A 23,323-nucleotide genomic window follows, 5' to 3' on the forward strand; every position below is an offset into this window, starting at 1 on the left:
GGCCCGCCGGGGGGGGGGCAGCTGGGTGGCGGGGTTGGCGCCGGGGGGGGCGCGGGGGGGGGCGGGCGGGGGGGGGGGCCGGGGGGGGGGGGGCCCGGCCGGGGCGGAAGGGTGGTGGGGGCGGGTCAGTCGGCGAAGACGGCGCTGAACTGCGGGGTGCCCGCGGTGGAGACGCCGACGGTGCCCGCACCGATGAAGCGGCTCCCGGCGGTGGTGATCTTCGTGCCGTCGGACGGCAGGTAGGTGATGGCGCCGTCGCCGCCGTCCTCGGTCGCGCCGATCACCAGGTCGGCCTTGCCGTCGCCGGTGACGTCGTCGAGCTTGACGTCGTTGCCGAAGAGGTCGTTCTTCTCGTTGCCGCCGGGCACACCGGTGGTGTTCTGGTTGAACGACTGGGCGCCGGAGGCGGTGTTCACGCCGGACGCCGAGCCGTACAGGACGGTGACCGCGCCGGTGTCGGTGACGCCGTCGATGTCCTCCAGCGGGGTGCTGACGACGAGGTCCTGGTAGCCGTCGCCGTTGACGTCGCCGAGGTCGAGCTCCCAGCCGAAGGAGTCGCCCTTCTCCGAGGTGCCGGGGACGTTGCCGGTGTTCTGGTTGATGGCGGTGGTGGACGACGGGCCCGAGGCGGAACCGTAGGTGACGTTCACCCGGCCGCCGGTGGAGGAGTCCGGGACGGCGGTGCCGTCGGACAGGGTGGCGTCCCAGCCGGCGCCGCTGACGATGTCGCCGAAGCCGTCGCCGTTGATGTCGCCGATGGCGGTGATGATGCCGGACTTGAGGGCCTTGGCGGAGGAGCCGCTCAGACCGCTCGCGGTGCCGGGCAGCCAGTAGTTGGTGTTCCAGCCGTACTGCGACGTGGTCTCGTAGCCGTCGACCACGAGGTCGGTGCGGCCGTCGCCGTTGACGTCACCGGCGGTCAGGCTCATCGGGCCGAACGGGTAGTCGTTGCTGCCGTTCTGGATGGGCGGCTTGACGGTGGTGACGCTGCCCGCGGTGCCGGAGCCGCTGATGCCGCCCTTGTACAGGTAGAGGGTGGCGGAGGAGCTGCCGACGACCAGGTCCGTCCTGCCGTCGCCGTCGAAGTCGCCGGCGGCGAGGTCCTTGCCCCAGTAGTCGTGGCCGGAGACGGCCGGGTCGACCAGGTGGGCGGACTTTCCGGTCAGGCCGCTCCTGGAGCCCCAGAGGATGACGAGGTCGCCGCCGTTGGTGTCGTTGCCGACCTTCTCGAACGGGCTGCCCACGGCGAGGTCGTCGTAACCGTCGGCGTTGAAGTCGCCGTACGCCGTCTCGCGGCCGAAGCCGTCGCCGGCCTCGGCGGTGCCGGGGACGCCCGTGGTGTCCTGGCTGATGGTGGTGCGCTTGGCGGAGGAGACGCCGGTGGCCGTGCCGTACAGCACGACGACCTGGCCGGCGTCCTTGTGGCCGGCGACGTAGGCGCCGGGGGCCGAGGCGGCGACGTCGCCGATGCCGTCGCCGTTGAAGTCCGCCTTGGCGACCTTGACCGAGTCGGCGGCGGTCGCGGGCGAGGCGACGAAGGTGAGCAGGCCGCCCGTCAGCGCGGCCGCGGTGGCCGTCGCGAGGGCGAGACGCCTGTGCTTGTGCATGCGGTTCTCCTGCGGCATGCGGGGGATGCCTGGCGGGCATCCGGTCGATGGGGTGCGGACTGCCCGTGTTGGTCGCGTGTTGTCCCGCGGTTCACCGGGCTGCCGGCGATCAGGAGACCCGCGCGGGGACGTCAGGGTTGTACGTGAGTTCGGTAAAACTTTCGAGCCTGCGGAACGGGTGCCGGTGTCCTGCCTGCGCCCACCGGCCCGGTGTGGGTGAGGATGGGCCCATGAGCGTAGTGAAGATCAACGTGCTGAGCGTGTCCGCCGAGCAGCGGGAGACGCTGGAGAAGCGGTTCGCCTCCCGGGCCCACGCCGTGGAGAACTCCGACGGCTTCGAGTGGTTCGAGCTGCTGCGGCCCGTCGAGGGCACCGACCAGTACCTCGTGTACACGCGCTGGCGTGACGAGGAGTCCTTCCAGGCGTGGATGGAGGGGCCGATGAAGTCCGCCCACCAGGGCGGCGGAGAGGGCGCCGACCGACCCCGCCCGGCCGCCTCCGGTTCGACCCTGTGGTCCTTCGAGGTGGTCCAGCAGGCGGCCCCCAAGCGGGCGTAGCGCGCCGCGGCCCGGAACACACGACGCCGCCCCCTGCCTGCGCGGGTCAGGGGGCGGCGTCGGGTGTTCGCGAGGGTCGTGCCGGCGGTCCGCCGGGGGCCGTCACTTCACCGGCTCGGGCTCCGGTGCGGGCTCCGATTCGGCCGTGCCCGTGGGGGGCTCGTCGTCCGGGGCCGAGGTCCTGACGGAGTCCAGCAGGAGCTGGGCGACGTCCACGACCTGGATGGACTCCTTGGCCTGACCGTCGTTCTTCTTGCCGTTGACCGAGTCCGTGAGCATGACCAGGCAGAACGGGCAGGCGGTGGAGACGATGTCGGGGTTGAGGGAGAGGGCCTCGTCGACGCGCTCGTTGTTGATGCGCTTGCCGATCCGCTCCTCCATCCACATCCGCGCGCCGCCGGCGCCGCAGCAGAAGCCGCGTTCCTTGTGGCGGTGCATCTCCTCGTTGCGCAGGCCCGGGACCTTGCCGATGATCTCGCGCGGGGGCGTGTAGATCTTGTTGTGGCGGCCCAGGTAGCACGGGTCGTGGTAGGTGATGATGCCCTCGACCGGGGTCACCGGGACCAGCTTGCCCTCGTCGACCAGGTGCTGCAGCAGCTGGGTGTGGTGGATGACCTCGTAGTCGCCGCCGAGCTGCGGGTACTCGTTGCCGAGCGTGTTCAGGCAGTGCGGGCAGGTCGCGACGATCTTCTTCGCCGACCTCGGCTTCGCGGTCTCGGCGACGACCTTGCCCTCGTCGTCCGTCTCCTCGCCGAACGCCATGTTCAGCGCCATGACGTTCTCCATGCCGAGTTCCTGGAACAGCGGCTCGTTGCCCAGGCGGCGGGCGGAGTCACCCGTGCACTTCTCGTCCCCGCCCATGATCGCGAACTTCACGCCCGCGATGTGCAGCAGTTCGGCGAAGGCCTTGGTGGTCTTCTTCGCCCGGTCCTCCAGCGCACCCGCGCAGCCGACCCAGTACAGGTAGTCGACCTCGGAGAGGTCCTCGATGTCCCTGCCGACGACCGGGACCTCGAAGTCGACCTCCTTGGTCCACTCCAGGCGCTGCTTCTTCGCCAGGCCCCAGGGGTTGCCCTTCTTCTCCAGGTTCTTGAGCATCGTGCCCGCCTCGGACGGGAACGCGGACTCGATCATCACCTGGTAGCGGCGCATGTCGACGATGTGGTCGACGTGCTCGATGTCCACCGGGCACTGCTCGACGCAGGCGCCGCAGGTGGTGCAGGACCACAGCACGTCCGGGTCGATGACGCCGTTCTCCTCGGCGGTGCCGATCAGCGGACGCTCGGCCTCGGCCAGAGCGGCGGCGGGAACGTCCTTCAGCTGCTCCTCGCTCGCCTTCTCCTCGCCCTCCATCGACTTGCCGCCACCCGCGAGCAGGTACGGCGCCTTGGCGTGGGCGTGGTCGCGCAGGGACATGATCAGCAGCTTCGGGGACAGCGGCTTGCCGGTGTTCCACGCCGGGCACTGCGACTGGCAGCGACCGCACTCGGTGCAGGTGGAGAAGTCCAGCAGGCCCTTCCAGGAGAACTGCTCGACCTGGGAGACGCCGAAGACGTCGTCGTCACCCGGGTCGGTGAAGTCGATCGGCTTGCCGCCGCTCGTCATCGGCAGCAGCGCACCGAGGGCCGTCTCGCCCTTGGCGTTCCGCTTGAACCAGATGTTCGGGAACGCCAGGAACCGGTGCCAGGCCACGCCCATGTCGGTCTTCAGCGCGACCACGATCATCCAGATGAAGGAGGCCGCGATCTTCAGGCCGGCGAAGAAGTAGGTCAGGTTCTGGAGCGTGGAGACGTCCAGGCCCCTCAGCCAGGCGACGACCGGGTACGAGACGAAGAAGGAGGCCTCGTAGCCGTCCACGTGGTGCTGGGCGCCCTCCAGGGCGTGCAGCATGAAGATGCAGACGCCGACGACGAGGATGACGGCCTCGACGAAGTACGCCTGGCCGAAGTTGGAGCCGGCGAAGCGGGACTTGCGGCCCGGCTTGTTCGGCTTGCTCAGCTGCCGGATGACGACCAGGGCGAGGATGCCGAGCACCGTCATCGTGCCGATGAACTCGACGTAGACGTTGTAGGGCGCCCATTCGCCGATGACCGGCAGGAGCCAGTCCGCCTTGAACAGCTGGCCGAACGCGTTGACGATGGTCAGCAGCAACGTGTAGAAGCCGATGGCCACGAACCAGTGCGCCACGCCGACGACGCCCCAGCGGTTCATCCGGGTGTGGCCGAGGAACTCGCGCACCACGGTCACGGTGCGCGCGTACGGATTGTCGGTCCGGGCCCCGGCCGGTACCGGCTGGCCGAGCCGCATGAAGTTGAAGATCTGCAGGCAGGCGCGGCCGAACAGTGCCACGCCGACCACGATCAGGACCAGCGACACGATGATCGCGGCGAGTTGCATTGGGGCTCCTGAAGCGGCCTCGATTTTGACCGAGCGACATTACTAAGCGGTAACTTATGCAGTCCGTCTGAGACTACCCCCATCTTCCTTCGGGATGCAGCAGAGCGCGGGGTGATCTGGGTCGCTGAGGCCCCCCTTCCCGGGCGCCCGCGCGTACGCCTATTGCATCCGACAGGCAATCCGATCGTGTTATTCATCCCGAATTGCGACATTCGCACCTACCTTAGAGCCGTGCTCTACGGGATCGCCGCCGCAACCGCCGCCCTCTTCCTCGCCGCCGTGCTCGCGGCGCTGCTCAGGGTGCCCGCGCTGCGGCTGGGCATCCTGGACCGGCGCCGGCAGCGGCCCCTTCCGCTGCTCGGGGGGCTCGCGGTCGTGGCCGTCACCTGTCTGGTCGCCTGGGTGGGGCAGTGGACCCGGGTCGCGCCGCTCGGGGACGGGGTCGGCAGGCTGCTGGTCGCCGCCGCCGCGCTGGCGGCACTGGGACTGGTCGCCGACGTGTGGCGGCTGCGCGCGCGCGTGCTCGTCGCCGGCGCGGTCGTCGCGGCGGCCTGCGTGGTGCCGTACGAGGAGACGGGCGTCCTGGGCGGACTGCTGGCGGTGGGCTGGATCGCGGTCGCCTCCCTGGCCTTCAAGGGGCTCGACCACGCCGACGGGCTGGCCGGGACCATCGGAGTGGTCACCGCGTTCGGGGCGGGCGCCTGTGCCGCCGCCGAGGTGATGGACGGACTGGCCGTGCTGCTGAGCGTGTTCGCCGCCGCCCTCACCGGCTTCCTCATGCACAACTGGCATCCCGCGCGGGTGGGCATGGGGGCCTGCGGGTCGCTGTTCACCGGATTCCTGCTGTCGGCGTCCGTGGTCTTCACGCGTGCGGGGTACGCGATCGGTCCGAGCGCGGCCGTGGCCTTCGGCCTCGGTGCGGTCGCCGTCGCCGACGCCGTCCTCGTGGTGCTCGCCCGGCTGGTGTCCCGGCGTCCGCTGCTCAGGCGGGGGCCGGACCACCTCGCGCACCGGCTGCGGCGGCTCGGGCTCACCCCTCAGGGGTCCGTCGTGCTGCTGGGTGCCGGCTCCTTCTCCTCGGTGCTCGTCGGGGTGCTCGTGCACACCGGGTGGACCGGGAGCCGGGCCGTGTGGTGGGTGGCGGGGGTGGCGCTGCTGGCCGTTCTCGTACTCCTTCGGATCCCGGTCCAGCAGCCCCGGCGTACGCAATCCACGCAGGTCACAGGCTCGTTGCGTGTAAGGAACGGATAAGACTTGAGCCCGGCCGACTCAGGTCTGTTGACCGGGCGGACCGGGTCGTGCACACTTGAGTCTGTTCCACTCAAGTCAGCTGGAGGAATCAACCATGGCACGTGCGGTCGGCATCGACCTGGGCACGACTAACTCCGTCGTCAGCGTTCTGGAGGGCGGCGAGCCCACCGTCATCACCAACGCCGAGGGTGCCAGGACCACGCCGTCCGTCGTCGCCTTCGCCAAGAACGGTGAAGTGCTCGTCGGCGAGGTCGCCAAGCGCCAGGCGGTCACGAACGTGGACCGGACCATCCGCTCGGTGAAGCGCCACATGGGCACCGACTGGAAGATCCAGCTGGACGGGAAGGACTTCAACCCCCAGCAGATCTCCGCGTTCATCCTGCAGAAGCTGAAGCGGGACGCCGAGTCCTACCTGGGCGAGAAGGTGACCGACGCGGTCATCACCGTCCCGGCGTACTTCAACGACTCCGAGCGCCAGGCGACCAAGGAGGCCGGCGAGATCGCCGGTCTGAACGTCCTGCGCATCGTCAACGAGCCCACCGCGGCCGCGCTCGCGTACGGCCTCGACAAGGACGACCAGACGATCCTCGTCTTCGACCTCGGTGGCGGCACGTTCGACGTCTCGCTGCTGGAGATCGGCGACGGCGTCGTCGAGGTGAAGGCCACCAACGGTGACAACCACCTCGGTGGTGACGACTGGGACCAGCGCGTCGTCGACTACCTGGTCAAGCAGTTCCAGTCCGGTCACGGCGTGGACCTGTCCAAGGACAAGATGGCCCTGCAGCGCCTGCGTGAGGCTGCCGAGAAGGCCAAGATCGAGCTGTCCTCGTCCACCGAGACCTCGATCAACCTGCCGTACATCACGGCCTCCGCCGAGGGCCCGCTGCACCTGGACGAGAAGCTGACGCGCGCTCAGTTCCAGCAGCTGACCGCGGACCTGCTGGAGCGCTGCAAGACGCCGTTCCACAACGTCATCAAGGACGCCGGCATCGCCCTCAGCGAGATCGACCACGTCGTCCTCGTCGGCGGTTCCACCCGTATGCCGGCCGTCGCCGAGCTCGTCAAGGAGCTGACCGGCGGCAACGAGGCCAACAAGGGCGTCAACCCGGACGAGGTCGTCGCCATCGGCGCCGCGCTCCAGGCCGGTGTCCTCAAGGGTGAGGTCAAGGACGTCCTGCTGCTCGACGTCACCCCGCTGTCCCTCGGTATCGAGACCAAGGGCGGCATCATGACCAAGCTGATCGAGCGCAACACCACGATCCCGACCAAGCGGTCCGAGATCTTCACCACGGCCGAGGACAACCAGCCGTCCGTGCAGATCCAGGTCTACCAGGGCGAGCGCGAGATCGCGGCGTACAACAAGAAGCTCGGCATGTTCGAGCTGACCGGTCTGCCGCCGGCCCCGCGTGGCGTCCCGCAGATCGAGGTCGCCTTCGACATCGACGCCAACGGCATCATGCACGTGACCGCCAAGGACCTGGGCACGGGCAAGGAGCAGAAGATGACCGTCACCGGCGGCTCCTCGCTGCCGAAGGACGAGGTCGACCGGATGCGCCAGGAGGCCGAGAAGTACGCGGAGGAGGACCACGCCCGCCGCGAGGCCGCCGAGACCCGCAACCAGGGCGAGCAGCTGGTCTACCAGACCGAGAAGTTCCTCAAGGACAACGAGGACAAGGTCCCCGGCGAGATCAAGACCGAGGTCGAGGCCGCGGTCGGCGAGCTGAAGGAAGCCCTCAAGGGCGAGGACACCGCCGAGATCCGCACCGCCACCGAGAAGGTCGCCGCCGTCTCGCAGAAGCTGGGCCAGGCGATGTACGCCGACGCCCAGGGCGCCCAGGCCGCCGGCGGTGCCGGTGAGGCCGGTGCCGGTGAGGCCAAGGCCGACGACGACGTCGTGGACGCCGAGATCGTGGACGACGAGCGCAAGGACGGTGCCGCGTGACGGAGGAGACCCCGGGCTTCGAGGAGAAGCCCGACGTCCCCTCCGGCGCGACCCCCGAAGACGCCGAGCCGAAGGCCGCTCCCGAAGAGGGGGCGGCCCCGGCCGGGGACGTACACGCAGACGCGGGTCTGGTGGCCCAGCTGGACCAGGTGCGTACGGCGCTCGGTGAGCGCACGGCGGACCTGCAGCGCCTCCAGGCCGAGTACGCGAACTACCGCCGCCGTGTCGAGCGCGACCGGATCGCGGTCAAGGAGATCGCCGTCGCGAACCTCCTGACCGAACTCCTGCCGGTGCTCGACGACATCGGCCGCGCCCGGGAACACGGCGAACTCGTCGGCGGCTTCAAGTCCGTCGCCGAGTCGCTGGAGACCGTCGCGGCCAAGATGGGCCTGCAGCAGTTCGGCAAGGAGGGCGAGCCCTTCGACCCGACGATCCACGAGGCCCTGATGCACTCCTACGCGCCGGACGTCACCGAGACGACCTGCGTGGCCATCCTGCAGCCCGGGTACCGCATCGGCGAACGCACCATCCGCCCCGCGCGGGTGGCCGTCGCCGAGCCGCAGCCCGGCGCGCAGACGGTCAAGGCGGAGGGCGCCGAGGAGAACACCGAGGCGGCCGAGGCCGATGACAAGGAGAACGGTGGCCCGGAGGAGGGCTGACGTAATCACCAGCGAGGCAGGAGAGGAGGGACGTCGGGGATGAGCACCAAGGACTTCATCGAGAAGGACTACTACAAGGTCCTCGGCGTCCCCAAGGACGCCACCGAGGCCGAGATCAAGAAGGCGTACCGGAAGCTCGCCCGCGAGTTCCACCCGGACGCCAACAAGGGCAACGTCAAGGCCGAGGAGCGCTTCAAGGAGATCTCCGAGGCGAACGACGTGCTCGGCGACCCCAAGAAGCGCAAGGAGTACGACGAGGCACGCGCCCTGTTCGGCAACGGCGGCTTCCGCCCCGGGCCGGGCGCCGGCGGCTCCTTCAACTTCGACCTGGGCGACCTCTTCGGAGGCGCCGGCGGAGGCGGCGCCCAGAGCGGCGGCTTCGGCGGCGGGATCGGAGACGTCTTCGGGGGCCTGTTCAACCGCGGCGGCGCGGGGACGACCCGGACCCAGCCGCGCCGCGGCCAGGACATCGACACCGAGGTCACCCTCAGCTTCACCGAGGCGATCGAGGGGGCGACGGTCCCGCTGCGGATGACCTCCCAGCAGCCCTGCAAGGCCTGCTCCGGCACCGGCGACAAGAACGGCACCCCGCGGGTGTGCCCGACCTGCGTCGGCACCGGACAGGTCGCCCGGGGCTCGGGCGGCGGCTTCTCGCTCACCGACCCGTGCCCCGACTGCAAGGGCCGCGGCCTGATCGCCGAGCACCCCTGCATGGAGTGCAAGGGCAGCGGCCGTGCCAAGTCCTCCCGCACGATGCAGGTGCGCATCCCGGCGGGCGTCACCGACGGGCAGCGCATCCGGCTGCGCGGCAAGGGCGCGCCCGGCGAGCGGGGCGGACCGGCGGGCGACCTGTACGTGGCGGTGCACGTCGGCGAGCACCCGGTGTTCGGCCGCAAGGGCGACAACCTCACCGTCACCGTGCCGGTCACGTTCACCGAGGCGGCCCTCGGCGGCGAGGTGCGGGTGCCGACCCTGGGCGGCCCCCCCGTCACCCTGAAACTGCCGCCCGGCACCCCGAACGGCCGTACGATGCGGGCGCGGGGCAAGGGCGCGGTCCGCAAGGACGGCACACGCGGCGATCTGCTGGTCACCGTCGAGGTGAGTGTCCCCAAGGACCTGTCGGGGAAGGCTCGTGACGCGCTGGAGGCGTATCGCGAGGCGACCGCGGGCGAGGACCCGCGGGCGGAGCTGTTCGAGGCCGCGAAGGGAGCCTGAGAGTGATGGACGGCCGTCGACGTAATCCGTATGAACTGACCGAGGAGACCCCGGTCTACGTCATCTCGGTGGCGGCCCAGCTCTCCGGACTCCACCCGCAGACGCTGCGCCAGTACGACCGCCTGGGCCTGGTCTCCCCCGACCGCACCGCCGGGCGGGGCCGCCGTTACTCGGCCCGCGACATCGAACTGCTCCGCCAGGTGCAGCAGTTGTCGCAGGACGAGGGCATCAACCTGGCCGGCATCAAGCGGATCATCGAGCTGGAGAACCAGGTCGCCGCCCTGCAGTCCCGCATGGCGGAGATGCAGGCGGCCCTGGACGGCGCGGCGGCCGCGATGCAGCAGCGCGAGGCCGCCGTCCACGCCTCCTACCGGCGGGACCTGGTCCCGTACCAGGAGGTCCCCAGCGCGCTGGTGGTGTGGCGGCCCAAGCGGCAGCAGCAGCCGGACTGAGACCGACCCTCCGCCGGGCGCGACGGAGCGGTGAAGGGCCCGCAGGCAGCAGTGCCTGCGGGCCCTTCTCTCGTGCCGCCGCCCGTTGGCCGGGTCCGTTCGCTCGCCTGGTCGAGCCGGTGCGCCGGCGGTCCGCCGCCCGGTGCACGCGAGGTGCCGGGAACGGGGGCGGCGGCGCCGATCGCGGCTCGACCCGAACTCCGTTTGCGTGAAGGGCCCGTAAAGGGTGTTTGGAGACGGTTCCGCGCCGCCTTCACAGGGTCACCCGAGCGTGGTGTTGCGGACTCGTTAAGTGATTCCGCTTGACGCCGGGTACGCATCCGCGTTGTCTTTTCAGACACCTGGGTCGTATAGCAGCACCCACGTCCGGAACGCACCTGAAGTGAGCCCCCGAATGCGCCGTATCGCCATATCCGTGGCCGCGTCCACGTTGACCCTTTCGCTCGCAGGCTGCGGCGTCCTGAACGCGACGGGGGACAGCGCGAGCGCGAGCCCGACCAAGGGCAACGACGTCACCGTGGGCCTGCTGCTCCCCGAGAAGGCCAACTCCCGCTACGACAAGTTCGACTACCCCATCATCAAGGACAAGGTGGACGAACTCACCCGGAAGCAGGGCACCGTCAGGTACGCCAACGCGGACGCGAGCGCCGCCCGGCAGGCCGACCAGCTGCAGCAGATGGTGGACGACAAGGTCGACGTCATCCTGCTCGACGCCGTCGACTCGCACGCCATCGCCGACGGGGTGAAGAAGGCCAAGGACGCCGGCATCCCGGTCATCGCCTACGACCGCCTCGCCGAGGGCCCGATCGACGCCTACATCTCCTTCGACAACGAGCTGGTCGGCGAGGTGCAGGCCCGCAGCCTGATGGAGTCCCTCGGGTCGAACGTCAGCACCTCCGACAAGATCGTCATGATGAACGGCTCGCCGACCGACCCGAACGCCAAGCAGTTCAAGCAGGGCGCCCTGTCCGAGCTGAACGGCAAGGTGACGATCGCGAAGTCCTACGACACCACGGACTGGAAGCCGGAGAACGCCGAGGCCAACATGACCAAGGCGATCGCGGAGATCGGCAAGAGCAACATCGCCGCCGTCTACGCCGCCAACGACGGCATGGCGGGCGGTGTCATCAAGGCGCTCAAGGCGGCCGGCGTCACCTCCCTGCCCCCGATCACCGGCCAGGACGCCGAACTCGACGCCGTGCAGCGGGTGGTGGCCGGCGAGCAGTACATGAGCGTCTACAAGTCCTACCCGGAGGAGGCGGAGGCCGCCGCGCAGATGGCCGTCACCAAGATCCAGGGCAAGGACATCCAGTTCGACGCCCTCACCCAGGACAAGGTCGACAGCCCCACCACCAAGGCCATCCCGGCCAGACTGGTGCAGGTGACCGCGCTGACCAGGAGCAGCATCAAGGACACGGTCATCGAGGACGGCATCTACACCACCGCCGACATCTGCACCGCCAAGTACAAGGCGGCGTGCGCGGCGATCGGCCTCAAGTGACGGCTGGTGGACCCCGGCCGGAGCCCGGACGGACCGCGGCCGGACTCCGGCCGGACCGGCACCGGACCCGTGCGGGACGCCCGCCGGCAGACTCAGGAGCATGACTTCGAGCCGTACGACACACGTGTCGTACGGCTCGAGGCCGTGGGCCCCTCGACCGGGCCCACGGCCGCTTCCCGGCGTCGCGCCACCCCCGTGGGCGCGATGCGGCGGGCCGAGGCCGCTCCGGGAGCCTCGGGCACCCGGTGGAAGCGGGATCAACGATGCCCCGGCCAAGTCCGCTCCACCACCATCATCTTGTTGCAATGCGAGGGGCGGAGCCTGGATGAAACCCGGGCAAAGCCGGTGCTTTCGACGGCCGTTGCCGGGAGAGCCGTGTTGCGGACCTGGTCGGCGCCGCGCATAGTTGCGCTGCGGAAGAGGCAGCACACCGGGGGTGGAATGGGCGATGGCCGGGCACGGGGCGGAGGAGCATCCTCACGGTGCCGACCGGCTGTGTGAGGCCGGGGACCGTGTCTATTCCCGTGCCGTACGCCGGGGACGGGTGCCGCGCACGGACGCCGGACCGGTGCCCTGCCTGCTGGATCTGGCCCTGCTGCACCCGGACCCCGACGACATGGACTACCTGGTGCCGACCTCCCCGCAGGAGGTCATGACCAGGCTGCTGCGCGGCGTCTACGACGAGGTCAGCGAGAGCCAGCGGCGGGTGGGCACGGCGGTGTCCGCCTTCGAGTGGTACGCGGACCTCGGGCGGCAGCTGAACGCCCTGGCCGCACCGGCCGAGGGCAGTGCCATCAGGGTGCTGGAGGGGCTCTCCCGCATCCAGGCGGCGATGGACGAGGCGACCGAGGCGTGCACCACGGAGGTGCTCACCGTGCAGCCGGGCGGCATCCGGCGCGAGGCCGAGCTGACCGAGGGACTGCACCGGGCGCTGACCCTGCGCGGCCGCGGCGTGCGCATGCGCGACCTGTACACGCATGTGGCCCGGCACGGGCAGGGACTGCTCAACTACCTGGAACTGATGGGCGACACGGTCGAGGCCCGCAGCCTGGACGAGGTCATCGACCGGCTGATCCTCTTCGACCGCACGGTGGCCTTCATCCCCGCCAACTCCGACCGCACCATGGCTCTGGAGCTGCGCCACCCGGCGCTCGTGGAGTACCTCGTGACGGTCTTCGAACGGCTGTGGCGGCTGGCCATCCCGCTCACCGCCCCACTGCCCGACACCGGCATCGAGGGCATCTCGCACCGCGAGCAGTCCATCGCCGCGCTGCTCGCCGAGGGGCACCAGGACGCGGTGATCGCCGAGCGGCTCGGCATCAGCGTGCGCACCTGCCGCGCCCACATCGCCCGGCTGTCGGAGACGCTGGGCGCGGCCAGCCGCACCCAGCTCGGCGTCCGGATCGCCCAGGCGGGCCTGGACGGCCACCGCCCGGACCGCTCGGCCTCCGCGCTCACCGCTCCGGATCGAGAATCCCCGACCGTCCTATGAGGTAGCCGAGCTGGGCGCGGCTGTCGCTGCCGAGGGCGGTGGCGAGCCTGGCGATGTGCAGCCGGGCGGTGCGGACGTTCATGCCGAGCCGTTCGGCGATGACGGCGTCGGTGTGGCCCTCGACGAGCAGTGCGGCGATGGCGTGCTGGCGGGGCGTGATGCCGCCGGGCGACGGCGGCTGGACGGCCTGCGGGTACATGGGCGTGGCCAGCCGCCACAGCCGGTCGAAGGCGGTGAGGAAGAACCCGACCAGGGCCGGGTGGCGCACCTCCAGTGCGAGCCGCTGGTCGTCGCCGGCCGGGATGAACGCCACCGCGGCGTCGATGACGATCTGCCGGTCCGGCAGTTCGTCGAGCGTGCGGGCCTCGGCGCGGCCGCGCAGCCGCTCGTACCGGGAGCGGATGAGCGGCAGATGGCGCTGGGTGTGCTGGTAGAGGGTGCGGATCCGGCCGCCCCGGCCGAGCAGTGCCTGGTCGCGCTCCATGGCCCGGCTCTGCGCGAGCCGTCCGCGTTCGTCGTGGTAGTGGGTGTTGGGCTGGACGCAGCACACCTCGTCGGTCGCCTCGGCCATGGCCTCGCCGATCGCGCGGTTGATCGCCTCGGTGCCGCTGAGCAGGCGCAGGGTGGGGGTGTCGGCGGGCGTGCCGTGCCGGTCGCCGGCGTGCATGAGGGGCTCGAAGAGCTTCAGCAGCCGGTCCTCGCGGCGCCGTTCCTCGGCGACGCGGGCGCGGGAGGCGCGCAGGACGCGGTTCAGCACGGCGGCGGGGGCGGCGGGTTCCAGGCGGGAGAGGTCGTCGACGGCCGGGTGCAGCAGCCCCAGGCCCGTCAGGCAGGGTGCCCCGGCGGCTTCTGCGGCGGGCAGGTGCCCGTCCCGCAGGGCGCGTTCGTAGAGCTTCTCCCCGGCGGCGCACAGCTCCTCGACGCCGTGCTCGCGGTGGTTCACCGGGCCTCCTCCGCCCGCTGGTCGAGGATCCCCGACTGTCCTATGAGGTAGCCGAGCTGGGCGCGGCTCTCGCTGCCGAGGGTGGCGGCGAGCTTGGCGATGTGGACCCGGGCGGTGCGGACGTTCATGCCGAGCCGTTCGGCGATGACGGCGTCGGTGTGGCCCTCGACGAGCAGTGCGGCGATGGCGTGCTGGCGGGGCGTGACCCCGCCCACCGAGGGCCGCTGGACGGCCTGCGGGTACATGGGCGTGGCCAGCCGCCACAGCCGGTCGAAGACCGTCACGAAGTACGAGATCAGCGCGGGATGCCCCACCTCCAGGGCCAGGGTGGCGTCGGCGTTCGCCGGGAGGAAGGCGACGGTGCGGTCGACGACGATCAGACGGTCGGTGACCTCGTCCAGGCTGCGCGCCTCGGTGTCGCCGCTGAGCTGCTCGTAGTACCCGGCGACGGCCGGCAGATGGCGCAGGGTGTGCTGGTACAGCGTGCGGATCCGGCCACCGCGGTCCAGCAGTTCCTGGTCCCGCCGCACGGCGGCGTGGGACGAGGCGTGGCCGCGCGGGGTGTTCAGCTCGTGGTGCGGCTGCACGCACAGCACCTCGCGGCGGGCCGTGGCCATGGCCTCCGTGATGGCCTCGTTGATCCGTGCCGTGCCGCTGAGCACCCGCAGCGTCGGGGTGTCGGTGGCGGTCTCGGTCCGCCGGCCGTCGATCCGCATGAGCGGTTCGAACGCGTCGGCCACCTGGGCCGCGCGCCGCCGCTCGCCGGCGATCCGGTCCGCCGCCGAGCGCAGCAGCCGGTGCAGCGCCACGGCCGGCGGGACGGGCTCCAGGCGCCCGGGGTCCGCCACGCAGGGCCGCAGCAGCCCGAGACCGACCAGGCAGGGCGCCGCGGCGGCGTCCGCGGCAGGCAGGTGTCCTTCGCGCAGGGCGCGCGCGTACAGGTCCGTGCCCGCCGCACACAGGTCCTCCACGCCGTGCCCGCAATGTGGTGCCGTGCTCACCGGGCCGCTCCCGCCCCGCCGGCCGCTCCGGCCGGGTGCGGGTGCCGCCCGCCGTACGAGCCCGTGTCCTCGCGTATCACTCCCGGCCGGGCCATCGCGTCAGTGGTCCCGGTCCAGCATTCCGGACTGGGCGATGAGGTAGCCGAGCTGGGCGCGGCTGCCGCTGCCGAGCGCCTGGGCGAGCTTGGCGATGTGGGCTCGGCAGGTGCGCACGTTCATGCCCAGGCGGCGGGCGATCGCCTCGTCGACGTGGCCTTCCACCAGGAGTTTGGCGATGGAGTGCTGGATCTCGGTGATGCCGTCGGGGGCGGTCTCGTACGGGGTGCCGGCGCTCAGTGGCACGGAGCGGTCCCACATGAACTCGAACACCTTGATCAGGTAGCAGACGAGGCCCGGGTGACGCAGTTCCAGGGCGACCTGCCGGTCGTCCCTTATGGGGATGAAGGCGACCGTCTCGTCGCAGATGATGAGGCGCTCGACCAGCTCGTCGATGGTGCGGTACTCCGCCTTGCCGTTGGCGAACTGGTCGACGTAGGCGAGCCGTTCGGGGCTGTACCGGGCGGTGTGCTGGTACAGCGTCCGGATCCGCACGCCCCGCTCGATCAGGGTCCGGTCGCGCTCCAGGCCCTCGATGACCCGGCGTTCGGGGTGGCGGGCGCTCGGCTGGACCGTGAGCATCTCGTTGCGGCACTCTTCGGTGGCGAGGTCGAGCGCGGCGTTGATGCGGTCGAGCCCTTCCAGCACGGTGATCGAGTGCGTCGGGTCACCGCCCTGGGCGGTGAGCGCCATGAACGGTTCGAAGATCTCCGCCAGCTCGTTCGAGGTGCGCCGGCGCTCGGATATCTCGCGCTCGATCGGATTGAGCCGCTGCGCCAGGGCCACCGAGGGGGGAACCGGCCGCAGCCAGTTCGCGTCGTCGAGGTCGGGGTGCAGGAGGGCGAACTCCATGAGGCAAGGGGCGGCCTCGGCGTCGGTGCGGGCGATCCGCCCCGTGCGCAGCGCGTTGGCGTAGAGACGCCTTCCTTCCTCACAGAGGTCAGTGATGGCGTGGGGATGTGTCGGTTCTGCCGGATTCGTTGTCAAATCTCCACCCCCCAGGGTCCTGAACATGCAGGAACATGATGCACTGATTGTGTGGTCATGACGTGCCTGAATGAGCCATCGTCTTATCCGACGGGGGAAGAGGGGACCTTCAAGTGAGGACGAAGCCGACTATGCGTAAGAGAATGCTTCGCTCGGTGCTTGTCGCCGCCTTCTCCGCCGTTGTGGCCTTCGGAGCACTGAACGGCCTCTCCCATGCGAAGGGCGACGTACGAGCGGACAGCCGGTGGTCAGTGGTGGCGGCGACCGGCGAGCCCGTTGACGACACCATTGTGGCCACCCCGAGCGACAGCATCTGGTCGTGATATGACGACTCCGCCTGACGACCGCAGCTTCCGTCGCGAGATGGCCACCGCCTACCGCTCGGGCTGGCACTTCATCGACCTGGTCACCGCCATCCCCCACAGCGGCGACTCGTTGATGGTGACCGTGTTCGGTGAGCCGGTCGTCGTCACCCGCGACGATGACGAGGACGTGCGGGCCTACCGGTGCCTGCGCAAGCCCCGCGGGGCGCCTCAGCCGGTACGGTGCGCCATCCGGTACGGAATGATCTTTGTGAACCTGGACCAGCGGGACCACCGGCTGACCGAGCCGGCGGAACCCGAACTGACGACCATCTCGGCCACCCCCCGCAGTGCCTGACGCGATTCCCCCGTCGTAAAAGATCGCTCAGGCGCTTCCCCCCGCAGCGGCGTCACCGTGACCTGAACACGGTGACGCCGCTGCAGTTTTGCGGGGACATTTCACGCTATGGGCGTGCCCCATGGTGGCCGAAACCAGCCGTTCGGCCGGCGCGACCGGTCACCCGTGCCCCAGCGCCCGCTCCACCTCGATCTCGATCACCACGCGGGCCGGGTTCGGGCGCGGCGTCCGCTCGTAGCGCTCGGCGTACCGCCGCTCCGCCTCCGCCACCCGCTCCGGCTCCGTGCGCACCCGCGCCCGCCCCTCCAGCGTGGCCCAGCGCCGGCCGTCCACCTGGCACACCGCGACCCGTGCCCCCTCGTGGCCGGCCGCGAGCACGTGCGAGGCCTTCGCGCTCGCCCCGCTGGTGATCACCCTGGCCAGCCGTGCCCCGGGGTCGTAGGTCACCCCGACCGGCACCACGTGCGGGCTGCCGTCCGGCCGGAGCGTGGTCAGCGTGCACAGATGCCGCTCCCGCCAGAACGCGAGGTAGGGCTCGTCCGGGGCATCCGGGTCTACGGAGTGCTTCACCATGCCCGCAACCTAGCCCGAAAACCCGCCCGGGCATCTTGAGTGGGATAGACTCAACTTTGTGTACGCTGGTTAAGTCAGCAGAGACAGTGTCGAGGAGGAGAACGGACACGTGGACGCCGAGCTGACCAACAGGAGCCGGGACGCGATCAACGCGGCGGGCAACCGTGCCGTGACCGCGGGGCACCCGGACCTCACGCCCGCTCACCTGCTGCTGGCTCTCCTGGAGGGCCAGGACAACGAGAACATCACCGACCTGCTCGCCGCCGTCGACGCCGACCAGGCCGCCGTACGCTCCGGCACGGAGCGGGCCTTGGCCGCGCTGCCCAGCGTGACCGGCTCCACCGTCGCGCCACCGCAGCCCAACCGCGAGCTGCTGGCCGTGATCGCCGACGCCGGGGAGCGGGCGAAGGACCTCGGTGACGAGTACCTGTCCACCGAACACCTGCTGATCGGCGTCGCCGCGAAGGGCGGCGCGGCCGGTGAGGTGCTCAGGAGGCAGGGTGCCGACGCCAAGAAGCTGCTGGAGGCCTTCCGCAAGGCCAGGGGAGGACGCCGCGTGACCACCGCCGATCCCGAGGGCCAGTACAAGGCCCTGGAGAAGTTCGGCACCGACTTCACCACCGCCGCCCGAGAGGGCCGCCTCGACCCGGTCATCGGCCGGGACCAGGAGATCCGCCGGGTGGTGCAGGTGCTCAGCCGCCGTACGAAGAACAACCCCGTGCTCATCGGTGAGCCGGGCGTCGGCAAGACCGCCGTGGTCGAGGGACTCGCCCAGCGGATCGTCAAGGGCGACGTGCCCGAGTCGCTGAAGGACAAGCGGCTCGTGGCGCTGGACCTCGGCGCGATGGTGGCCGGGGCCAAGTACCGCGGTGAGTTCGAGGAGCGGCTGAAGGCCGTGCTCGCCGAGATCAAGGACTCCGACGGGCAGATCATCACCTTCATCGACGAGCTGCACACGGTGGTGGGCGCCGGCGCCGGCGGCGACTCCGCCATGGACGCGGGCAACATGCTCAAGCCGATGCTGGCCCGCGGTGAACTGCGCATGGTCGGCGCGACCACCCTGGACGAGTACCGGGAGCGGATCGAGAAGGACCCCGCCCTGGAGCGCCGCTTCCAGCAGGTGCTGGTCGCCGAGCCCACCGTCGAGGACACCATCGCGATCCTGCGTGGTCTGAAGGGCCGGTACGAGGCCCACCACAAGGTGCAGATCGCCGACAGCGCGCTGGTGGCCGCGGCCACCCTGTCGGACCGGTACATCACCTCCCGCTTCCTGCCGGACAAGGCCATCGACCTCGTCGACGAGTCCGCCTCCCGGCTGCGCATGGAGATCGATTCCTCGCCCGTGGAGATCGACGAACTGCAGCGCTCCGTGGACCGGTTGAAGATGGAGGAACTGGCGATCGCCAAGGAGACCGACCCGGCCTCCCGCGAACGCCTGGAGAAGCTGCGCCGCGACCTCGCCGACAAGGAGGAGGAGCTGCGCGGCCTGACCGCCCGCTGGGAGAAGGAGAAGCAGTCCCTCAACCGGGTCGGTGAGCTGAAGGAGAAGCTGGACGACCTGCGCGGCCAGGCCGAACGGGCCCAGCGCGACGGCGACTTCGACACCGCCGCCAAGCTGCTCTACGGCGAGATCCCGGAGCTGGAGAAGGAACTGGAGGCCGCCTCCGAGGCCGAGGAGGAGGTCGCCAAGGACACCATGGTCAAGGAGGAGGTCGGCCCCGACGACATCGCCGACGTCGTCGCCGCCTGGACCGGCATCCCGGCCGGCCGCCTGCTGGAGGGCGAGACGCAGAAGCTGCTGCGCATGGAGGACGAGCTGGGCCGGCGGCTGATCGGCCAGGGCGAGGCCGTGCGGGCGGTCAGCGACGCCGTACGGCGCTCCCGCGCCGGCATCGCCGACCCCGACCGCCCGACCGGATCCTTCCTCTTCCTCGGTCCGACCGGTGTGGGCAAGACCGAACTGGCCAAGGCCCTCGCCGACTTCCTCTTCGACGACGAGCGGGCCATGGTCCGCATCGACATGTCGGAGTACGGCGAGAAGCACAGCGTGGCCCGGCTGGTCGGTGCGCCCCCCGGCTACGTCGGCTACGAGGAGGGCGGCCAGCTGACCGAGGCCGTCCGCCGCCGCCCCTACAGCGTGGTGCTGCTGGACGAGGTGGAGAAGGCCCACCCGGAGGTCTTCGACGTCCTGCTCCAGGTGCTGGACGACGGCCGCCTGACGGACGGTCAGGGCCGCACCGTCGACTTCCGCAACACCATTCTGGTGCTCACCTCCAACCTGGGCAGCCAGTTCCTGATCGACCCGGTCACGAGCGAGGCGGAGAAGAAGGAGCAGGTACTGGAGACCGTACGGACCTCCTTCAAGCCGGAGTTCCTCAACCGGCTCGACGACCTGGTGGTCTTCACCGCGCTGACCAAGCCCGAACTGGAGCGGATCGCACAGCTCCAGATCGACCGCCTGGCCAAGCGGCTCGCCGAGCGGCGCCTGACCCTGGAGATCACCCCGGAGGCGCTCGCCTGGCTCGCCGAGGAGGGCCTGGACCCGGCCTACGGCGCCCGCCCGCTGCGCCGCCTGGTGCAGACGGCCATCGGCGACCGGCTCGCCAAGGAGATCCTCTCCGGCCAGGTCAAGGACGGCGACACGGTCCGCGTGGACCGCTTCGGCGAGGGCCTGCTCGTGGGCCCGGCGACCGGCAAGACGCTGTAGTCCCGGCGCCCGCACGGCCCCCGCTCCGGAACACCGCGAGGTGACCGGCGCGGGGGCCGTCGGCGTTCCGCCCGTCGCCTCAGACGCTGCTCATGGCGACGTACAGCGTCCAGGCGAACCAGAGGGAGAAGCCCAGGCAACCCCACCACAGGGCCCACAGGACCCACCGCACCGCTCTCGGTATGCGCATGCCCCGTATCGTCGCCCACCCCGGGCCGCGACGGGAAGGCGAGAGCCTACCGGGGCCCCGGCCCGGGCCCTCCCCCCGCGTGGCCGGCGCCGCCGCGCGGGAGGCCCGCGGCCGGCCGCGACCGCCGAGCCCGCCACGCCGGGTCCACCGCCGTCCACCGGATCGCCACCCGTCCAGCCGGATCATGTCAGCCCACGGCTGACAGGCCACGCCGGGGCTTGCCACCCCCCTCCCCGCATGGGGGAGGATGGCGGGATCCGCATGAAGGGAAAAACACGGTGAGCATCGACCCGTCCTCGATTCCGAACTTCGGGGGCCAGCCCGAACCGCAGCCCCAGGGACCTGCGGGCCCCGTCGTCCCGGATCAGGACCTCGTGAAGCAGCTCCTCGACCAGATGGAGCTGAAGTACGTCGTCGACGAGGAGGGAGACCTCGCGGCGCCCTGGGAACAGTTCCGCACGTACTTCATGTTCCGCGGGGAAGCCGAGCAGGCAGTCTTCTCGGTGCGGACCTTCTACGACCGCCCCCACCAGATCGACGACAAGCCGCGGCTGCTGGAGACCATCGACGACTGGAACCGCCGCACCCTGTGGCCCAAGGTCTACACCCACACCCACGACGACGGCACCGTCCGTCTCATCGGTGAGGCCCAGATGCTGATCGGCACGGGCGTCGACATCAACCACTTCGTCTCCTCCACGGTCAGCTGGGTGCGGGCCGCGATCGAGTTCGACAAGTGGCTCGTCGAGCAGCTCGGCCTGGAGCAGGAGGTCGACGAGGCGGAGAAGCCCGAGGACGAGGGGGAGTAGCCCCCCGGCCCCCCGGGGCCCCTCACAGAGGCGCGCGCACGAACACGAGCAGGTACGCGCCGTAGAGATAGCTGAGCCCGGCCAGGGCCGCGACCACCACGGTCGCGTGCCAGGGCCGGGCTCTCGCCGTGCGCACCAGCGCGCGGGCCAGCGGCAGCAGCAGCGGGAACGCCGGCAGCAGGAACCGCGGCTTGGACACGAAGAAGCCCGAGCCGCCGAGCACGACCAGCAGCAGCACCCCGCTGTGCACGAGCAGCGGCGCCGGGGCGCGGTCCAGGACCAGCAGCGCGTACAGCAGCAGGGCGGCCGCCACGATGAACAGCGTCATCGGCAGGACGAACCGGCTGCCGTGCAGCAGCGTCCAGCGTGCGACGTTCAGCGAGCCCTGCCCGAAGTCGAACCGCGAACCCCAGCGCCGCTGCACCTCGAAGTACCCGTGCAGCGGGTCGCCCGTGCGCAGGCCGACCCAGAGCACGTACCCCGTCCAGCCCAGCGGGGCGAGCGCCGCGCCCGTCCACAGCCTGTGGGAAACCCGGCCGCGGCGGCGCCACACCTCACAGCCGGCCGCGGCCAGTACGGCGGCGGCGACCGCGAAACCGTTCGGCCGGGCGAGTCCCGCGAGCGCCGCCAGGGAACCGGCCCACAGCCAGTCGCCGGCCAGCACCGCGTACAGCGACCAGGCCGCGAACGCCGTCAGCAGCGGCTCGGTGTACGCCATCGACAGCACCACCGAGTGCGGCAGCAGGCCCCACAGCAGCACCAGCGCCATGCCGACCGCCCGGCCGTGCAGCCGGGAGCCGACCGCGTGGATCCCGGCGGCGGCCACGGCGGCCGCGGTCCAGGACACCAGCAGCCCGGCGCCGGTCCAGCCGAGGGGTGTCAGCGCGCGCAGCGTCCGCACCAGGGCCGGGTACAGCGGGAAGAAGGCCAGGTCGCTGACGACGGTGGAGCGCAGGGGCAGCGAGTGGCCGTAGCCGTGCGCGGCGATGCCCAGGTACCAGACCGAGTCCCAGGACCGGCCGAGCAGGGTGAGCGGGTGCTTGCCGGCGGCCTGCCCGACGAGCGCGAGCACGGCGGTACCGACGAGCCGCACGCCCAGGAACACACCGACCGCGAGGGCGATCGCCCGCGCGCTGCCGGGGGACGGCCCGGTGACCTTCCGGGGCGCCGGCTCCGGTGTGACGACGGGTGGGGCGGCGAGGACGGTGCTGGCGTGAGTCACACCACCGCACCTTGCAAGGGCCCGGGCCCGGATGCGAGCAGCGGACGGCCGACCGTGTGAGCGGTTCACCTGTGTCGCGTACAGAAACCGCCCCACCGGCCCTCACCGCCACCGGCCCCCGCCCCCTCGCCCGCGACCGGCCCACCGTCCCCTCGACCGTCACCGGCCCGCCGGCCGACATCCGCTCACCGGTCCTGCGACGTCGACCGGTCCGCCGGCCGACATCGGCTCACCGGTCCTGCGTCGGCGACCGGCCCGCCGGCCGACATCCGCTCACCGGTCCTGCGACGGCGACCGAGGCCCCTCTGCGGATCTCCGGCATCGGCGGTAAGCGGGCCTCACAACCTGTCCGGACCGGTCTGCCGGCCGTACCGACGGGCACGGTGACACGGCACTGCCCGTCGTATCCTGACCACACACGGGAAGGAGCCGTCCATGAGCGTCGACGCGATCGTGCACACCGAGTTCCCCAAGGGGTACACGGTCCTGTTCGGGGCCGACGGAAAGGTGATCATGACCCCGCAGAGCGAAGAGCACTCCAGCACCATCAGGTCGATGCAGATCGACTCCGCTCTTGCCCTCGGCCGTCACGCGAAGGTCACCTCCGACGTCTACATCGACTTCCCCGCCGATGAGAACTCCGCCCCCGACCTCGCGATCCTGCGCGAGGACGCGCGCAAGGAAGGCAAGCGCTACAGCTTCGAGGACGTCCTGCTGATCTCCGAGGTCGTCTCGACCTCCTCCGCGCGCAAGGACTACGACGACTGCACCGCGAAGTACGGCCGCTACGGCATCCCGATCTACCTGGTCGTGGACCCCTACGCCCAGGAAGTCGTCCTCCACAGCGAGCCGACCGCCACCGGTTACATCGCGGCACACACCCACAAGTACGGCACGGGCAAGCTCCCCATCCCCCTGGCCGACGGCCGCATCTTCACCCTCGACCTCGACGAACTCCCGCGTCCGGAGCCCGAGTCGGACGCCCGCTGACGAAGGCCCCCGGTGCGGCCAGGCCCGCGCCGTCGGCAACCAGCCCGTGTGGCCGGTACATCGCTGGTGCGT

General features: G+C 70.8%; 19 protein-coding genes. 12 read left to right on the forward strand and 7 right to left on the reverse strand.

The genetic code is table 11. The features are described from left to right. Positions 1 to 125: 125 nt before the first annotated feature. Positions 126 to 1,607, reverse strand: coding sequence for an FG-GAP-like repeat-containing protein (locus tag ABVB68_RS20750; RefSeq protein WP_353602575.1), 1,482 nt, complete (start codon positions 1,605 to 1,607; stop codon positions 126 to 128). Between the two features lie 230 nt (positions 1,608 to 1,837). Between ABVB68_RS20750 and ABVB68_RS20755 the strand changes: the two genes are divergently transcribed. After that, the gene (locus ABVB68_RS20755) at positions 1,838 to 2,164 is read left to right on the forward strand and encodes an antibiotic biosynthesis monooxygenase family protein (RefSeq protein ID WP_353602576.1); all 327 of its coding nucleotides are present in this window, start codon (positions 1,838 to 1,840) and stop codon (positions 2,162 to 2,164) included. A 102-nt stretch (positions 2,165 to 2,266) separates the two neighbouring features. On the opposite strand, the gene ABVB68_RS20760 is transcribed toward ABVB68_RS20755, so the two are convergent. Continuing rightward, positions 2,267 to 4,561, reverse strand: a complete 2,295-nt coding sequence (locus tag ABVB68_RS20760) for a (Fe-S)-binding protein (protein ID WP_353602577.1) — start codon at positions 4,559 to 4,561, stop codon at positions 2,267 to 2,269. Positions 4,562 to 4,792: 231 nt separating this feature from the next. Between ABVB68_RS20760 and ABVB68_RS20765 the strand changes: the two genes are divergently transcribed. The 7 genes from ABVB68_RS20765 (at position 4,793) to ABVB68_RS20795 (ending at position 13,073) form a co-directional block, all read left to right on the forward strand. Next, a complete protein-coding gene (locus ABVB68_RS20765; RefSeq protein WP_353602578.1) occupies positions 4,793 to 5,812 on the forward strand; it encodes an MraY family glycosyltransferase in 1,020 nt (339 codons plus the stop codon). Between the two features lie 94 nt (positions 5,813 to 5,906). Beyond that, positions 5,907 to 7,754 carry a molecular chaperone DnaK gene (gene dnaK / locus ABVB68_RS20770; protein ID WP_353602579.1) on the forward strand — a complete coding sequence of 616 codons (1,848 nt, stop codon included), beginning with the start codon at positions 5,907 to 5,909 and terminating at the stop codon, positions 7,752 to 7,754. Next, positions 7,751 to 8,413, forward strand: a complete 663-nt coding sequence (grpE, locus tag ABVB68_RS20775) for a nucleotide exchange factor GrpE (protein WP_353602580.1) — start codon at positions 7,751 to 7,753, stop codon at positions 8,411 to 8,413. Before dnaK ends, grpE begins: the two co-directional genes overlap by 4 nt. 39 nt (positions 8,414 to 8,452) lie before the next feature. Beyond that, positions 8,453 to 9,628, forward strand: a complete 1,176-nt coding sequence (dnaJ, locus tag ABVB68_RS20780; protein WP_353602581.1) for a molecular chaperone DnaJ — start codon at positions 8,453 to 8,455, stop codon at positions 9,626 to 9,628. Positions 9,629 to 9,633: 5 nt separating this feature from the next. Next, positions 9,634 to 10,080, forward strand: a complete 447-nt coding sequence (locus ABVB68_RS20785; protein WP_353602582.1) for a heat shock protein transcriptional repressor HspR — start codon at positions 9,634 to 9,636, stop codon at positions 10,078 to 10,080. Positions 10,081 to 10,474: 394 nt separating this feature from the next. Continuing rightward, positions 10,475 to 11,581, forward strand: coding sequence for a sugar ABC transporter substrate-binding protein (locus ABVB68_RS20790; protein ID WP_353602583.1), 1,107 nt, complete (start codon positions 10,475 to 10,477; stop codon positions 11,579 to 11,581). Between the two features lie 448 nt (positions 11,582 to 12,029). Then, positions 12,030 to 13,073, forward strand: a complete 1,044-nt coding sequence (locus tag ABVB68_RS20795) for a helix-turn-helix transcriptional regulator (protein WP_353602584.1) — start codon at positions 12,030 to 12,032, stop codon at positions 13,071 to 13,073. Here the strand turns inward: ABVB68_RS20795 and ABVB68_RS20800 are convergent. From ABVB68_RS20800 to ABVB68_RS20810, 3 genes are all read right to left on the reverse strand, one after another. Beyond that, positions 13,036 to 14,016 (reverse strand): helix-turn-helix transcriptional regulator, encoded by a 981-nt coding sequence (locus ABVB68_RS20800; protein ID WP_353602585.1) that lies wholly within the window; start codon positions 14,014 to 14,016, stop codon positions 13,036 to 13,038. The two genes, ABVB68_RS20795 and ABVB68_RS20800, sit on opposite strands and share 38 nt — an antisense overlap. Then, entirely contained in the window at positions 14,013 to 15,017 is a 1,005-nt protein-coding gene (locus tag ABVB68_RS20805; protein ID WP_353602586.1) for a helix-turn-helix transcriptional regulator, read from the reverse strand. The genes ABVB68_RS20800 and ABVB68_RS20805 overlap by 4 nt, the downstream gene beginning before the upstream one ends. Before the next feature lie 99 nt (positions 15,018 to 15,116). Continuing rightward, positions 15,117 to 16,127: a helix-turn-helix transcriptional regulator gene (locus ABVB68_RS20810; RefSeq protein ID WP_353602587.1), complete on the reverse strand. Its 1,011-nt coding sequence runs from the start codon at positions 16,125 to 16,127 to the stop codon at positions 15,117 to 15,119. 297 nt (positions 16,128 to 16,424) lie between these two features. Here ABVB68_RS20810 and ABVB68_RS20815 point away from each other — a divergent pair, with 297 nt between their 5' ends. Next, positions 16,425 to 16,760: a hypothetical protein gene (locus ABVB68_RS20815; protein WP_353602589.1), complete on the forward strand. Its 336-nt coding sequence runs from the start codon at positions 16,425 to 16,427 to the stop codon at positions 16,758 to 16,760. Between the two features lie 159 nt (positions 16,761 to 16,919). Here the strand turns inward: ABVB68_RS20815 and ABVB68_RS20820 are convergent, their stop codons facing one another. Continuing rightward, a complete protein-coding gene (locus ABVB68_RS20820) occupies positions 16,920 to 17,333 on the reverse strand; it encodes a pyridoxamine 5'-phosphate oxidase family protein (RefSeq protein WP_353602590.1) in 414 nt (137 codons plus the stop codon). 109 nt (positions 17,334 to 17,442) lie between these two features. On the opposite strand from ABVB68_RS20820, the gene clpB reads away from it, so the two are divergent. Then, on the forward strand, positions 17,443 to 20,040 hold the full coding sequence (clpB, locus tag ABVB68_RS20825) for an ATP-dependent chaperone ClpB (RefSeq protein ID WP_353602591.1): 2,598 nt from the start codon (positions 17,443 to 17,445) through the stop codon (positions 20,038 to 20,040). A 468-nt stretch (positions 20,041 to 20,508) separates the two neighbouring features. Then, complete coding sequence (locus ABVB68_RS20830; RefSeq protein ID WP_353602592.1) at positions 20,509 to 21,039, forward strand: YbjN domain-containing protein; 531 nt, start codon at positions 20,509 to 20,511, stop codon at positions 21,037 to 21,039. 22 nt (positions 21,040 to 21,061) lie between these two features. On the opposite strand, the gene ABVB68_RS20835 is transcribed toward ABVB68_RS20830, so the two are convergent. After that, complete coding sequence (locus tag ABVB68_RS20835) at positions 21,062 to 22,261, reverse strand: putative hexosyltransferase (protein WP_353602593.1); 1,200 nt, start codon at positions 22,259 to 22,261, stop codon at positions 21,062 to 21,064. A 435-nt stretch (positions 22,262 to 22,696) separates the two neighbouring features. Here ABVB68_RS20835 and ABVB68_RS20840 point away from each other — a divergent pair, with 435 nt between their 5' ends. Next, positions 22,697 to 23,251, forward strand: a complete 555-nt coding sequence (locus ABVB68_RS20840; RefSeq protein WP_353602594.1) for a Uma2 family endonuclease — start codon at positions 22,697 to 22,699, stop codon at positions 23,249 to 23,251. Positions 23,252 to 23,323: the final 72 nt, after the last annotated feature.

The organism is Streptomyces sp. NPDC096012, from assembly GCF_040426375.1.
In the GTDB taxonomy this organism is placed as follows: Bacteria; Actinomycetota; Actinomycetes; order Streptomycetales; family Streptomycetaceae; genus Streptomyces.

What these genes read in the sequence shown, in the direction of transcription:
- ABVB68_RS20795 (WP_353602584.1), top strand. Translation starts at nt 12,030, where the DNA reads ATGGCCGGGCACGGGGCGGAGGAGCATCCTCACGGTGCCGACCGGCTG.
- dnaK (WP_353602579.1), top strand. Translation starts at nt 5,907, where the DNA reads ATGGCACGTGCGGTCGGCATCGACCTGGGCACGACTAACTCCGTCGTC.
- ABVB68_RS20790 (WP_353602583.1), top strand. Translation starts at nt 10,475, where the DNA reads ATGCGCCGTATCGCCATATCCGTGGCCGCGTCCACGTTGACCCTTTCG.
- ABVB68_RS20760 (WP_353602577.1), bottom strand. Translation starts at nt 4,561, where the DNA reads ATGCAACTCGCCGCGATCATCGTGTCGCTGGTCCTGATCGTGGTCGGC.
- ABVB68_RS20820 (WP_353602590.1), bottom strand. Translation starts at nt 17,333, where the DNA reads ATGGTGAAGCACTCCGTAGACCCGGATGCCCCGGACGAGCCCTACCTC.
- ABVB68_RS20815 (WP_353602589.1), top strand. Translation starts at nt 16,425, where the DNA reads ATGACGACTCCGCCTGACGACCGCAGCTTCCGTCGCGAGATGGCCACC.
- ABVB68_RS20840 (WP_353602594.1), top strand. Translation starts at nt 22,697, where the DNA reads ATGAGCGTCGACGCGATCGTGCACACCGAGTTCCCCAAGGGGTACACG.
- ABVB68_RS20755 (WP_353602576.1), top strand. Translation starts at nt 1,838, where the DNA reads ATGAGCGTAGTGAAGATCAACGTGCTGAGCGTGTCCGCCGAGCAGCGG.
- dnaJ (WP_353602581.1), top strand. Translation starts at nt 8,453, where the DNA reads ATGAGCACCAAGGACTTCATCGAGAAGGACTACTACAAGGTCCTCGGC.
- ABVB68_RS20810 (WP_353602587.1), bottom strand. Translation starts at nt 16,127, where the DNA reads ATGTTCAGGACCCTGGGGGGTGGAGATTTGACAACGAATCCGGCAGAA.
- ABVB68_RS20750 (WP_353602575.1), bottom strand. Translation starts at nt 1,607, where the DNA reads ATGCACAAGCACAGGCGTCTCGCCCTCGCGACGGCCACCGCGGCCGCG.
- ABVB68_RS20785 (WP_353602582.1), top strand. Translation starts at nt 9,634, where the DNA reads ATGGACGGCCGTCGACGTAATCCGTATGAACTGACCGAGGAGACCCCG.